Origin of the sequence: Anabaena sp. CS-542/02 (genome assembly GCF_028331085.1) — a bacterium.
Classification (GTDB): Bacteria; Cyanobacteriota; Cyanobacteriia; order Cyanobacteriales; family Nostocaceae; genus Anabaenopsis; species Anabaenopsis arnoldii.
Window position 1 is genome coordinate 12490 of sequence record NZ_JAQMTM010000104.1, and the last position, 14683, is coordinate 27172.

7 protein-coding genes and 1 pseudogene are annotated in these 14683 nt (G+C 45.2%); all 8 read left to right on the forward strand.

Annotated elements, in window-relative coordinates:
• The first annotated feature begins 37 nt into the window (after positions 1–37).
• The 8 genes and pseudogenes from tal to trpC all read left to right on the forward strand — a co-directional run bounded on the left by tal (position 38) and on the right by trpC (position 14574).
• A pseudogene (tal, locus tag PN447_RS11795) lies at positions 38–1200 on the forward strand (transaldolase).
• Between the two features lie 104 nt (positions 1201–1304).
• Positions 1305–2834, forward strand: coding sequence for a glucose-6-phosphate dehydrogenase (gene zwf, locus PN447_RS11800; RefSeq protein ID WP_271763224.1), 1530 nt, complete (start codon positions 1305–1307; stop codon positions 2832–2834).
• A 33-nt stretch (positions 2835–2867) separates the two neighbouring features.
• Positions 2868–4229: a glucose-6-phosphate dehydrogenase assembly protein OpcA gene (opcA, locus tag PN447_RS11805; protein ID WP_271763225.1), complete on the forward strand. Its 1362-nt coding sequence runs from the start codon at positions 2868–2870 to the stop codon at positions 4227–4229.
• A gap of 166 nt (positions 4230–4395) precedes the next feature.
• Positions 4396–5883 carry a cobyrinate a,c-diamide synthase gene (locus PN447_RS11810; RefSeq protein WP_271763227.1) on the forward strand — a complete coding sequence of 496 codons (1488 nt, stop codon included), beginning with the start codon at positions 4396–4398 and terminating at the stop codon, positions 5881–5883.
• A gap of 78 nt (positions 5884–5961) precedes the next feature.
• Positions 5962–8703: an HAD-IC family P-type ATPase gene (locus tag PN447_RS11815; protein WP_271763228.1), complete on the forward strand. Its 2742-nt coding sequence runs from the start codon at positions 5962–5964 to the stop codon at positions 8701–8703.
• Between the two features lie 234 nt (positions 8704–8937).
• Positions 8938–11922, forward strand: a complete 2985-nt coding sequence (locus PN447_RS11820; RefSeq protein ID WP_271763230.1) for a UPF0182 family protein — start codon at positions 8938–8940, stop codon at positions 11920–11922.
• 139 nt (positions 11923–12061) lie between these two features.
• A complete protein-coding gene (gene lpdA, locus PN447_RS11825) occupies positions 12062–13492 on the forward strand; it encodes a dihydrolipoyl dehydrogenase (protein ID WP_271763231.1) in 1431 nt (476 codons plus the stop codon).
• 155 nt (positions 13493–13647) lie between these two features.
• Positions 13648–14574: an indole-3-glycerol phosphate synthase TrpC gene (gene trpC / locus PN447_RS11830; RefSeq protein ID WP_271763232.1), complete on the forward strand. Its 927-nt coding sequence runs from the start codon at positions 13648–13650 to the stop codon at positions 14572–14574.
• Positions 14575–14683 lie beyond the last annotated feature (109 nt).

Sequence of the window (14683 nt, forward strand, 5' to 3'; positions counted from 1 at the left end):
ACACCAGAAGTATCATCAACAGGAGTAAAATCAGGGTATGTCCACCAATCATTTGCTCGAAATTAAAAAACATGGTCAAAATCTCTGGATAGATAATTTGAACCGTGAAATTATGAAATCAGGTGAACTGCAAGACTTGGTAGAAAATCAGGGTATCTGTGGAATTACTTCCAATCCAGCCATATTTGAAAAAGCGATGGCCGCGCCAAGCTACGCTATCGCCAACAGTACTATGTATGATGCGGACATTGAAGCTGGCATTCGGGAGGGATTACCCCCAAGCAAAATTTACGAATCCCTAATTTTTGCAGATATTCGCAATGCATGTTATCTGCAGCACCCAGTATATGAAGCATCCAATAAACTCGACGGTTATGTAAGCATAGAAGTAACACCGACCATTGCCCATGATCCCCAAGCCTCAATAGCAGAAGCCCGTCGCTACTTTCAAGAAATTGGGAGGGAAAATGTCATGGTAAAAATACCAGGTACACCGGCCGGTTTAGCAGCAGTAGAACAGGCCATATCTGAAGAAGGTATCAACATCAACATCACCCTACTGTTTGCCGTAGATAGTTACATCAAAACAGCACAGGCTTATATGCGGGGCTTAGAAAAACGGGCAGGAAAAGGTGAAGACCTGAGTCAAATTGCTTCCGTAGCTAGCTTCTTTCTCAGTCGCATTGATACTAAAATTCATGCCAAAATTAAAAGTGGTATTGATGATATCACCCACAAAGCCAAACTGCAAGCAGTCAAAGGACAAGTCGCGATCGCTAACGCCAAAATTGCCTACCAGGAATACAAAAAAATTATTCAAAGCCAGAGATGGCAAGCCTTAGCGGCCAAAGGAGCTAATGTACAGCGATTACTTTGGGCTAGTACCAGCACCAAAGAGCCAAAATACAGTGATGTCATGTATGTTAACAAATTGATTGGGCCGCAGACCGTTAACACCTTACCACCCGAGACAATTGCAGCTTGCGCAGACCATTGTGATGTAGCATTGCGCTTAGAAAGCGGCGTTGCAGAAGCCTATCAACTCATGGAAAGCCTAAAAGACCCAGACATTAACATTGATCTGAATGTAGTCATGGAGGAACTCCTAGTTGAGGGTATTGATAAGTTCATCAGAGTTCATCAAGGATGAACTCTGTGAACTCTTTAGAAAACAAAGTCAAGTTATTGTCGCCAGTATAGACCTTCAAGGCACAAGTTTCTTTGTAGACGCAATAGCCAAGCGTGGCGTAGTCAGATATCAAGCGTCTCGTCAACACACCACTTAACACCCACTGAAAACTTCTATGGTTAGTTTGCTAGAAAATCCCTTGCGCGTAGGCCTGCAACAACAAGGGATGCCCGAACCTCAAATTATCATCATCTTTGGCGCATCTGGTGACCTTACCTGGCGTAAATTAGTCCCAGCCCTTTACAAATTGCGCCGAGAAGGACGCATACCTCCAGAAACCACCATTGTCGGCGTTGCCCGTCGAGAGTGGAGCCACGAGTACTTCCGTGAGCAAATGCAAAAAGGCATGGAAGAAGCTCATGCTAAAGTCCCTTTAGGTGAACTATGGCAAGACTTCTCCCAAGGTCTGTTCTACTGTCCAGGAGACATAGACAATCCTGAAAGCTACCAAAAGCTCAACACCCTTTTAAAGGAATTAGACCAGAAACGGGGCACAAGGGGAAACAGGATGTTCTACCTCTCCGTAGCTCCTAACTTCTTTCCCGAAGCCATTAGGCAACTAGGAAGCGCGGGAATGCTAGACGACCCATACAAACATCGTCTGGTGATAGAAAAACCCTTTGGTCGCGACCTAGCATCAGCCCAGAGTCTGAACCAAATAGTGCAAAAATATTGCCAAGAAAATCAAGTTTACCGCATTGACCACTACTTAGGTAAAGAAACAGTTCAAAATCTGCTGGTGTTCCGCTTCGCTAATGCTATATTTGAACCGTTATGGAACCGTCAATTTGTTGACCACGTACAAATTACCGTAGCAGAAACCGTAGGAGTAGAAGACCGAGCCGGCTACTATGAAAAAGCGGGCGCTCTCAGGGATATGTTGCAGAATCACCTGATGCAACTTTACTGTCTCACGGCCATGGAAGCACCTAATTCCATGGATGCCGACAGCATCCGCACAGAGAAAGTAAAAGTACTGCAAGCCACTCGTTTAGCTGATATCCCCAATTTGTCACGGTCAGCAGTACGTGGTCAATATAGTGCTGGCTGGATGAAAGGGCAACCTGTCCCAGGGTATCACCAAGAACCGGGAGTTGATTCCAATTCAACCACACCCACCTATGTAGCCATGAAATTTCAGGTTGATAACTGGCGCTGGCAAGGTGTACCTTTTTACTTACGTACAGGTAAGCGGATGCCAAAAAAAGTAAGTGAAATATCTATTCACTTCCGCGATGTTCCCTCTCGTATGTTTCAATCAGCATCTCAACAAAGAAATGCCAATATCTTAGCCATGCGTCTTCAGCCAAACGAAGGAATTTCCCTGCGGTTTGATGTAAAAATGCCAGGTGCTGAATTCCGCACCCGTTCGGTGGATATGGACTTTAGTTATGGTTCTTTTGGTATTGAAGCTACTTCTGACGCTTACGACAGACTGTTTCTTGATTGCATGATGGGCGACCAAACATTATTTACTCGTTCCGACGAGGTAGAAGCGGCTTGGCAAGTAGTAACTCCCGCTCTTTCAGTTTGGGATGCACCAGCAGACCCAGCTAATATTCCCCAGTACGAAGCTGGTACCTGGGAACCTACAGAGGCGGAATTGTTAATTAACCAAGATGGTCGTCGCTGGCGCAGACTGTAAAAACAATAACCAATGAATACTGACTAAAGTACTATGATTTCCCAAGCTCCAACAATTTTCTCTCTTCAGGCTCCTAAAGATATTTCCATCAGCGAAATAGAAACGGAGCTTAATCAAATTTGGCAAAGTTACGGCATCACAGGTGAAGACGGTACTCTTCCTGCTGCTACCAGAGCCACAACATTTACTTTGGTAGTTTACGAACCGGAAGAAACTCAATATCTTTTATCAGTTCTAGGACTTTATAAAGGTCCTTTAGATGGCATTCTCGGTCCACAAATGGGGGCAGCCCTCAGGCAAGTTCAAGTTAAGTATGGACTTCCCGAAACCGGCACAGCGACACCGGAAACCGTGGCTATACTACGGGAAGAATTCGCTAAACGTCAGGGAAGTACGGCAGCATCTGAAGGTGTTGCTTATAATTTCAGCCCCACAAGCCCCTCTATCGCTGATGAAATTGCTCTACGTAATCCCTGCCGCATTATTGCGCTGTTCCCTATTGCTGGGGAAGATGAAGGGGTTAGAGCTTCAATTTCTGCCTACTGTCCGATTCAAAAGCAGTCTTCTAGCACTCTTATCTGTTGTGAATATATTACTTTGAGTGGAACCGCTGCGGCTTTGGAACGCGTGGGAGGTATGATTCCAGCATTATTAATTGGTGGCTTACCCAAGTTTCTCTGGTGGAAAGCTACACCAGACCCTAATAACAATCTCTTTAAGCGACTGGCAACAGTTTGCAATAATGTGATTGTGGATTCTTGCAATTTTAACAAGCCAGAAGGTGATTTACTTAGCTTGCAAAAGTTGGTAGAAACTGGTGTTCCTTTGGCTGATTTAAATTGGCGACGCCTGTCAGCATGGCAAGAATTGACGGCTCAAGCTTACGACTCACCCCATCGTCGCGCGGCTCTTAAGGAAATTGACCGGGTGACTATAGACTATGAAAAGGGTAATTCTGCTCAAGCATTATTATTTTTAGGTTGGTTGGCTAGTCGCTTGCAATGGTCGCCGGTCTCCTATAAAACAGAAACTGGTGATTATGAAATTACTCAAGTTTGTTTTATTGCTCAAGATCAGCGACAAGTAGAAGCGGAATTAGCCGGGGTTCCGGTTGCTGATGTAGGTGATGTTGTGGGTGATTTAATTGCTCTACGTCTAAGCTCCACAAATGCCCAAGCGGACTGTGGTACCGTTATTTGTACAGAAACTGGCGGTTGTATGCGTATGGAAACCCACGGGGGAGCTCAGTCTGCTGGTCTGTTTCAACAAGTCGGTTCTCTTTCTGAACAAAAGGCAGAGTCTTTGTTAAGTCAGCAGGTGCAGCGTTGGGGTCGGGAGTTACTTTTTGAGGAAAGTTTGGCTGTGGTCGCTAAAGTTTTGGATTTGGAGAGTTGAGAGATTCCGGCGGAACGTCTCTATTTAGGGTGATTGTGGTTTGATTCGGTTCGGTGATTTTTTGAACTTCTATTCAGAACCCGGAATTTCTCAAAAAAATTCCGGGCATTTTTTATGTCATAATTAGTGATGATGCCTATTTAATAAGTTTTATTATCTCCAGTCTATGGCTTTAGTTGTCGCAGGAGAACGTAGTGGAGTGGGTAAGACAACAGTTACCCTGGCTCTTTTGGCATCTTTACGCCGTCGTTGTGTATCTATACAGTCTTTCAAGGTGGGCCCAGATTACATTGACCCTATGTTTCACGCTTATGTTACTGGTCGTCCTTGTCGCAATTTAGACCCGGTACTAACTTCGGAGGCTTACCTTAAAAGATGTTTTGTTGATCACAGTCAGGAGTGTCAATATTCCCTGGTGGAAGGGGTGATGGGTCTATTTGATGGAGTCAAGGAGGTAACAGGGGGGGAAGAAGCTTCCTTGAGTAGAGATTTTGCTAGTACAGCACATATTACCAGACTGCTAGATTTACCTATACTGTTAGTAATTGATTGTAGCCGTTTATCTGGCTCTGTGGCGGCGATCGCCCACGGTTATTGTTCTTTTGATCCAAGAATAAAAATTGCTGGGGTGGTCTTAAATCGCGTCGGGAGCGATCGCCATTTATCTCTACTTAAAGACTCTCTAGCAGTATTACAATTACCTATAGTGGGTGTACTGCGTCGTCAGGATAATATCACTATACCCGATCGTCATTTAGGTTTAGTCCCTACAGCAGAACTGCCGAAATTGGACGCTGTTATTAATGTTCTGGCTGATTTAGGCGATACCTGTTTTGACTGGCAATATTTATTACCATTGTTGGAGAATCCCAAGGGGGACACAGACGGGTACAGACCTTCCGACGGAACGTCTCTAGACTGTAAGGGAGAAGGGGGAGGGGAATTATTCCCACATTCCTACGGTTATCCTCTCAAAATTGCAGTAGCGCGCGATCGCGCTTTTAATTTCTACTATCAAGATAATCTCGATTTACTGCAAAATCTAGGTGCCGAAGTCGTTTTCTGGAGTCCTTTAGCAGATACCCAACTACCTCCTGATATACAAGGAATGTATTTTGGCGGGGGTTTCCCGGAGGTTTTCGCTGAGGGTTTAGCAGCCAACATTTCTGTGCGTAATGCTGTTAAAACAGCAATTCTAGCAGGAGTACCCACCATAGCAGAGTGTGGGGGATTAATGTATTTATGTAAAGAAATTATCGACTTTGAGGGTAAACCTTGGCAGATGACGGGGGTCTTACCCACATCTGCTATTATGGGCAAAAATTTAACTTTAGGGTATCGTCGAGCGGTAGCTTCACAAGATAACCTATTAGTATCAGCAGGTACAAGCATTTACGGTCATGAATTCCATCGTTCTGAGTTAGACCCTAAACCTGAGCAAAGTTTATTTAAAATTTATCCCTACGATGGTGATAGCTTGGAAGTAGCACACAACAGTCAACATCTGGGAACTGATGGCAAGACCCACAGCTTGTGTGGGCTACATCTGAGAAATTTGCATGCATCTTATATTCATGTACACTGGGGACAAAATCGGGAAATCCCCCGCAGGTTTCTGCAACGCTGTCTAGAGATATCAGAAAAGAAAAAGTAGTACAGACAGAGGACGACGTATTTATATATCCAAATTTATTTAGAGATTTTAACCACTCTAGAATTTGAGAACATTTTTATGCCGACGACTGGAACTAGTATATCAGCACCCCAAAACTATCACAGCCAAGGGACAACAGAAGTTATTCAAGTTCTCAATAGCGACCCAGAAAGGGGATTATCTTCTGCGGAAGTTTACAAACGACAATCTGAGTTTGGTAAGAATGAACTTAAGGGTAAACCGGGAAAGCCTGCTTGGTTGAGATTTCTGTTGCAGTTCAATCAAGCGCTTCTCTACATTTTACTTATTGCTGGGTTAATTAAGGCTCTTTTACTCCAGTGGACAAACGCCGGGGTAATTTGGGGTGTGACTCTAATTAACGCTATCATTGGCTTTGTCCAAGAATCAAAAGCCGAAGGTGCGATCGCAGCCTTAGCCCAAGCTGTTACCACCGAAGCGACGGTGATTCGTAACGGACAAAAATCCCGCATCCCCTCCCAAGAATTAGTTCCCGGTGATGTTGTCTTGCTGACCTCTGGGGATAAAGTCCCAGCAGATTTACGGTTATTCAACGTTCGTAATTTACAGGTAGATGAGTCCGCTTTAACGGGGGAGTCAGTACCAGTAGAAAAGTCTACTGCTGACCTCAGTCCGGATACTCCCCTAGCAGAAAGGGTGAATATGGCTTACGCAGGTAGCTTTGTCACCTTTGGTCAAGGTAGCGGTATTGTTGTTACCATTGCCAATGCTACGGAAATGGGGCGTATTTCCCAGTCCCTAGAACAAACCACCAGTCTCAGCACCCCCCTCACCCGTAAATTTGACAAATTTAGTCATCAACTCCTCTATATAATCCTTGGACTAGCAGCTATGACGTTTGCTGTGGGCTTAGGACAAGGACAAACCTGGGCTGCTATGTTTGAGGCGTCGGTGGCCTTGGCTGTGAGTGCAATTCCCGAAGGTTTACCCGCAGTGGTGACGGTGACCATGGCTATTGGAGTTAACCGCATGGCAAAACGTCACGCCATCATCCGCAAACTACCGGCGGTGGAAACTTTAGGAGGGGCTACTGTTATTTGTTCCGATAAAACTGGTACTCTCACAGAAAATCAAATGACGGTTCAGGGAATTTACGCCGGCGGGCAGCATTTCCAAGTCACCGGTACGGGTTATAATCCTCAAGGGGAGATTCTGTTTGAGCAGCAACCAGTGGATTTACAAACCGGAAACTTCCCCGCCCTTGCAGATTGTTTAATGGCTGGGTTACTTTGCACAGACTCTCATTTAGCAAAAAATAGTAATGGTAATTGGTCTGTGGTAGGTGATCCTACCGAAGGCGCTATAATTAGAGTGGCAAATAAGGCGGGGTGGAGTCAGTCGGAAATCACAAAGTTAACTCCGCGCATTGATGGTATTCCCTTTGAGTCTGAGTTTCAATACATGGCTACTCTCCATGACAACCGAGACTCGGAGTCTAGAATTATTTACGTCAAGGGTTCCGTTGAAGCTATTACCAGTCGTTGTGAGCAAATGCTCAATGCTGAGGGAGAACTCGAACCAATGGCGGATATTGAGTTAATAGAGCGGCGGGTGGTAACGATTTTAGCTAAACAGGGGATGCGCGTTTTAGCTTTTGGTAAAAAAATCGTCAGCCATGAGCAGAACTCTGTAGACCATGAAGATATTGCTTCTGGGTTGATTTTTTTAGGTTTACAGGGGATGATTGACCCACCCCGTCCAGAGGTTATCGCTGCGGTGCGTGCCTGTAAAACCGCAGGGATTCAAGTTAAGATGATTACAGGCGACCATATTACCACAGCCAAAGCCATAGCCCAACAAATTGGTTTAGAAAAAGACGGTCAGGTACAAGCCTTTGAGGGTAAGCAAATCGCCCAAATGGACAACAGCCAACTCGCCCATGCTGTGGAGCATGGTGTGGTCTTTGCTAGGGTAGCTCCAGAGCAAAAACTCCGGTTAGTGCAAGCGTTGCAATCCCAAGGGGAAATTGTGGCCATGACCGGGGATGGAGTCAACGACGCTCCCGCTCTCAGACAAGCAGATATTGGTATCGCCATGGGGGGCGCAGGTACAGATGTAGCCCGGGAAGCCTCTGATATGCTGCTTACTGATGACAATTTTGCCTCTATTGAGGCTGCGGTGGAGGAAGGACGCACGGTATATCAGAATTTACAAAAGGCGATCGCCTTTATCTTACCGGTGAATGGGGGCGAATCCATGACTATTCTCATTAGCGCCCTCTTCGCCAGAGACCTACCCATTCTCTCCCTCCAAGTGCTGTGGTTAAACATGGTTAATTCAGTAGCCATGACGGTACCTTTAGCATTTGAACCAAAATCCGACCTGGTAATGAAACGTCCACCCCGCAACCCCAAGGAGCAGTTACTTTCTCGTACCTTGTTCCAGCGCATAGCAGCAGTTTCTATCTTTAACTGGATTCTCATCTTTGGGATGTTTGAATGGGTGCGTCAAACCATAGGGGATATTAACATAGCTCGAACCATGGCAATTCAAGCTCTAGTCGCCGGAAGAATTGTGTATTTATTGAGTATTAGTCAGTTAGCGAATGTAGCGGCGCGAAAAATCCAAGGTCAAACAGTCAGTATCAACGATGGTCGCGCCATGTCTCTGGGTATATTTGGCACAGTATTATTACAAATCATATTTAGTCAATGGGATGTCATGAATCTTTTATTTAAAACCGCACCCCTGAATTTACAACAGTGGTTAATTTGCTTACTTCCGGCTATACCTATGATTCCCCTGGCTTGGTTTGTTAATCGCATAGACCCCGCTAATTAAGGCCAATGGCTAACGCCACGCTATATGTGTCCGTTCTGTTCTACTATTTTCTTTGGTCGGAGCAATATATTTGGTGTATTACTTTACCTTTAAGTTGACATTAGTATCCAGAGTAAGAGTATCTCAATTACTGCATCGGTTACCACCATCACCACACCACTACCTCACCGAGATTCAGGTAAAATAGACCTAAGAGGGTGAAAGTTGTACACTCTCCCTTACCTGAGTTGATTTATGTTACGGAATTGGTGGTTTAGATTACTAACAATATCCCTAGGAGTCTGGCTATTCCTGGATTTGCTTGCTCACCTAGGAGCAGAAATACTCTGGTTTGAAAATATTGGTTATTTACAAATGTTCCTCCTGCGGATAGTCACCATGGGGGGACTTTGGATATTTGTAGCAGGTATCAGCGCCGCCTTTTGTTTGGGTAATCTTCACTTAGCTTACCGCCACCAGCATCCCCCAAATCATCCCTCCCCCATGGTGGCTGTGAAATTCCAACAGGTCCCCAGAACTAAAGAAATTAAACTAGTCTGGTTACTACCCATAGCATTAGTATTAAGTTTTCTAGTAGGCTTAATGGTGATTTACTATAGCCAAATAGCTGCTACCCATTGGCATCCGGGAATTATCCGCCATATTCCGGTAAATCCCCAGTTATTTCGACCGGGGCGCATTTGGGAGTTAATAGGTAACTTTATTTCCACACCTTGGTATTTCGGTTTAATTTTGGCAATAGTCATCGCCATTGTAGTATATCCTCATTTTCAATTGCGAGCGATCGCAATTCTTCTGAGCCTTCTATTTGCTCAAATCATATCCCACAACTGGGCTAGGATACTGCAATATTTCGCCCCCACATCCTTCAACGCCTCCGAGCCATTATTTGATCAAGATATCAGCATATATATATTTTCCCTCCCCTTTTGGGAGCTTCTAGAACTATGGTTAATGGGATTATTCCTGTATACCCTCATCGCTGTAGCCCTAACTTACCTCTTGGGTGCCGGTAGCCTTAGTCAAGGCGTTTTCCTGGGGTTTTCTTCCCAGCAACAGCGTCATTTATACGGTAACGGTGGACTATTCATGCTCCTAGTAGCCCTGAGTTATATGCTCAGTCGTTACGAGCTAGTTTATTCCCCACGTGGCGTTACCTACGGTGCAAGTTATACCGATGTTACAGCCGTCCTCCCGTCCTATACCATCCTCTGCTTTGCTTCCCTAGCCCTAGCCTTTTACCTGCTATGGCGGACAGCAAGCTGGAAACCCCAATCCTGCTACCGGCCATTTATATTTTACAGCTTAGGAGTTTATCTAATAGGAATGGTCGCCGCCGATATTTTCCTCCCCACCCTAGTGCAATATTTAATCGTACAGCCCAACGAACTCCAACGGGAACAACCCTACATCCAGCGTACTATCGCCCTAACCCGCCAAGCATTTGATTTAGAAAACATCGACGTGCAAACCTTTAACCCGACAGGAGACCTAACAGAAGCCGATATCCAAAGAAATGACTTAACAATTCGTAACATTCGCCTGTGGGGCCAGCAACCACTGCTAGAAACTAACCGCCAACTGCAACAGATTCGCCTTTACTACCGCTTCTCCGATGCGGACATCGACCGCTATACCCTGCTTAAGGAAGTACCTGCGGAAATACCCACAGCAACGGGGGTATTTCCCAACCCAGTAGACCAAGAGACCACAGAACGGCGACAAGTACTAATAGCCGCCAGGGAATTAGACTACACCGCCGTACCCCAACAAGCTCAAACCTGGGTAAACCGTCATTTAATCTATACCCATGGTTTTGGGTTCACTATGAGTCCAGTAAATACCGTCGCTCCTGGTGGACTACCAGAATATTTTGTCAAAGACATCGCCGGTAATAACGACACCGCCCTTACTACCGCCAGTGAAGCCATTCGTGAGAGCGTCCCCATAGGAAAACCCCGGATTTACTTCGGTGAAATCACTGATACTTACGTCATGACTGGAACAAAAGTTAAAGAATTAGACTTTCCTAGTGGTAGCGATAATATATACAATATTTATGATGGTGTAGGGGGGATTCGTGTTGGTAGACGGTGGAGAAGATTACTATTTGCCATGTATTTAAAAGATTGGCAAATGCTATTTACAGAAGACTTTCTACCAGATACTCAAGTGTTATTCCGGCGGAATATTAAAGAACGTATTCAAGCGATCGCCCCCTTCCTCCAATTTGACAGCGACCCTTATTTAGTTGCTGCTGATGCTGGTGACAAAGACTTTGAGAAAAACGGCAGCTACCTTTACTGGGTAGTTGATGCTTACACTACAAGCGATCGCTATCCCTATTCAGACACAACCAGCCTCAACATAGCCGACCATCAAGAGAAAATCAACTATATCCGCAACTCAGTTAAAGTAGTCATTGACGCTTACCACGGCACAGTTAACTTTTACATAGCCGACCCCGGAGACCCCATCATAGCCACATGGGGGAAAATATTTCCCCATACCTTCAAACCCCTCTTGGACTTACCACTGAACCTGCGGAAACATATTCGTTACCCCGTGGACTTGTTCAAAATTCAATCCGAGCGATTAATAACCTACCACATGACCGACCCCCAGGTGTTTTATAACCGGGAAGACCAGTGGCAAATACCCACAGAAATCTACGGGGACGAAGCCCGTCCAGTTAAACCATACTACCTCATCACCAGCCTCCCCACAGTCCCCCTTTCTGACAGCAATTCCTCTCATACGGAAGAATTTATCCTCCTTCTACCCTACACCCCCAGACAACGCTCTAATTTAATCGCCTGGTTAGCAGCTCGGTCAGACGGTGAAAACTACGGTAAATTATTACTCTATGTATTCCCCAAAGAACGCCTAGTTTTTGGACCAGAGCAAATAGAAGCCAGAATTAACCAAGACCCCATCATCTCTCAACAAATTTCCCTCTGGAATCGTCAAGGTTCCAGAGCAGTTCAAGGTAACCTCTTAATTATCCCCATTGAACAATCCTTATTGTACGTCGAGCCAATTTATTTAGAAGCCACTCAAAATAGACTCCCCACCCTAGTACGGGTAATCGTGGCTTTTGAAAATAGAATTGTGATGGCTCCTACACTCGAACAAGCATTACAGGGAATCTTTCAACCAGAGGTAACACCAACCCCGACCATTATTCGTCCTTTGGAGGAACCAGCCCCATCACAGTAAATTAATTGAACAAATTTAAAGTTTAAAAAATTTAAAGGAATTCCCAAACTATGGGGAGTTGCATAGGTTGCACGTGATAGCGTAGCTTGGCATAAGCCATAGTTGAAAATAAATAGGCAAAGTACAAGGGGAAACTAACGTGAGTGATGGATTTGATTACGATTTAGTGATTATCGGCGCGGGTGTGGGTGGACATGGCGCAGCCCTACACGCTGTTAGCTGTGGTCTGAAAACAGCGATTATTGAAGCTGGGGACATGGGGGGAACCTGTGTGAATCGTGGCTGTATCCCTTCCAAGGCTTTGTTAGCTGCGTCTGGACGTGTGCGGGAGTTACGTAATGCCCATCATCTCAAATCCCTGGGAATTCAAGTTGATCATGTGGCATTTGACCGTCAAGCGATCGCAGACCATGCTAGTAGTCTTGTATCAAAAATTCAAGGCGACCTCACCAACAGCCTCAAACGTCTAGGAGTAGATATTATCAGAGGTTGGGGAAAAATTGCCGGCACTCAAAAAGTAACTATCACCAGCGATAGTACAGAGAAAACAGTGAGAGCTAAAGATATCATTCTTTCCCCTGGCTCTGTCCCCTTCGTACCCCCAGGCATAGAAGTAGATGGTAAAACCGTTTTTACCAGCGATCAAGGTGTAAAATTAGAATCTCTACCGGAATGGATCGCAATTATTGGGAGTGGTTACATCGGCTTAGAATTTTCTGATGTTTACTCGGCTTTGGGCTGTGAAATCACCATGATTGAAGCCCTAGACCAACTCATGCCAGGATTTGACCGGGATATTGCTAAACTAGCAGAACGAGTCTTAATTACACCCCGGGATATAGAAACCAAAGTGGGAATATACGCCAAAAGAATCATTCCCGGTTCCCCAGTGGTAATTGAATTAGCAGACTTTAAAACCAAAGAAGATATTGATGTTATTGAAGTCGATGCTTGTTTAGTAGCCACAGGGCGTATTCCCGCCACCAATAACTTAGGACTAGACACTTTAGGCATAGAACTAGACCGGCGGAATTATATCCCCGTAGATGACCATATGGCTGTGTTCTCCTCATGCGGGGAAATAGTCCCCCATGTCTGGGCCATTGGTGACGCCACTGGGAAAATGATGTTGGCCCACACAGCCTCGGCTCAAGGTGTCGTCGCGGTGGAAAATATCATCGGTCGTCCCCGCACTGTGGACTATCGCAGCATCCCCGCGGCCGCATTTACTCACCCAGAGGTCAGTTATGTAGGTTTAACAGAAGTAGCCGCCCAGGAATTGGCGCAAGCTGAAGGCTTTGATGTGGCTACTACTAAAAGTTACTTCAAAGGTAATTCCAAAGCTCTGGCAGAAAAAGAAGCCGATGGTATGGCTAAAGTAGTGTATCGCCAAGATACTGGTGAGGTTTTAGGAGTGCATATCTTTGGTATGCACGCCTCAGACTTAATTCATGAAGCCTCAGCCGCGATCGCCAACCGTCAAGCTGTCCAAGACCTGGCTCATTTAGTACACGCCCATCCCACACTTTCCGAAGTGCTAGATGAAGCTTATAAACGCGCCGTGGTTTAAGGACTAGGGCGGGAAGGTCTTATGAGTCGTGATGGCTACGCTACGCCATCAGTGGCTAAAGGGTGCCTGTTAACACTGAAATATTTTCCGCCCGTCATTGTCTCTTGAGGGCCGGGAGTGTCAAACTCAGCAAAGAAGAACTCAAAACTTAAATTATGCAAATTCGTCGCCGTTCTACCAACACTACCATTAATGTCTCTTTTTTACGTTATCAGTCTGCTTTGCCAGATATAGAACCAAACAACATTTTGGAGGAAATTGTCTGGCATAAGGAAGTTGAAATTGACCAGATGCGGGAAAGGCGACCTTTAACAGAATTGCAAAAGCAGGCACTCTCGGCACCACCCACCCGTGATTTTATCGCCGCTTTAAAACAAGGAAACACCAAGCCGGCTTTAATTGCTGAAGTCAAGAAAGCTTCCCCTAGCAAGGGTGTCTTACGAGCAGATTTTGACCCGGTAGCCATTGCTGCGGCCTATGAACAAGCCGGAGCTAGTTGTCTTTCTGTTTTGACAGATAGGAAGTTTTTTCAAGGCAGTTTTGAGAATTTAGCCCAAGTGCGTGCTAGGGTGAAATTACCACTTTTATGTAAGGATTTTATTATCTATCCTTACCAAATGTACTTGGCTCGTATTCAGGGCGCAGATGCAATTTTGCTAATTGCGGCTATTCTCAGTGATCAAGATTTACAATACTTCCTGAAAATTGCTAAAGCATTGAAGATGACGGCCTTGATTGAGGTTCATAGTTTGGCAGAACTTGATCGCGTGTTAGCTTTAGCTAAACGTTGGACAGCCGACCGCTCGACTTGTGAGTTTTTGGTGGGGATCAATAATCGCAATTTAGAAGATTTTTCCGTTGATCTTCAAACTACCTGTCAATTATTGGCAGCACGAGTTAGTCAATTACAGGAACTTAATCTCCTAGTTGTGAGCGAGTCAGGGCTACATACTCCTGAAGATTTACATATAGTACACCAGGCAGGAGCAGCAGCCGTACTCATTGGAGAGTCGTTAGTTAAACAACCCGACCCTGGTTTAGCGATCGCTAAACTGTTTGCTAACCACCGCCAACCGCTGTAGCGGGAGATTCGGTGCTTATTTATGTCCATGCACGCAGAACCTAGGGTAGGGTACACAGATAAGTCCGTAGTTGAACAGATGATAAAATGCTATAACTTGAAAGAAGAAT

Bases quoted from the DNA above. Each gene is read 5' to 3' on its own strand.
- zwf (WP_271763224.1), top strand. From the start codon at position 1,305: ATGGTTAGTTTGCTAGAAAATCCCTTGCGCGTAGGCCTGCAACAACAA.
- opcA (WP_271763225.1), top strand. From the start codon at position 2,868: ATGATTTCCCAAGCTCCAACAATTTTCTCTCTTCAGGCTCCTAAAGAT.
- PN447_RS11810 (WP_271763227.1), top strand. From the start codon at position 4,396: ATGGCTTTAGTTGTCGCAGGAGAACGTAGTGGAGTGGGTAAGACAACA.
- PN447_RS11815 (WP_271763228.1), top strand. From the start codon at position 5,962: ATGCCGACGACTGGAACTAGTATATCAGCACCCCAAAACTATCACAGC.
- PN447_RS11820 (WP_271763230.1), top strand. From the start codon at position 8,938: ATGTTACGGAATTGGTGGTTTAGATTACTAACAATATCCCTAGGAGTC.
- trpC (WP_271763232.1), top strand. From the start codon at position 13,648: ATGCAAATTCGTCGCCGTTCTACCAACACTACCATTAATGTCTCTTTT.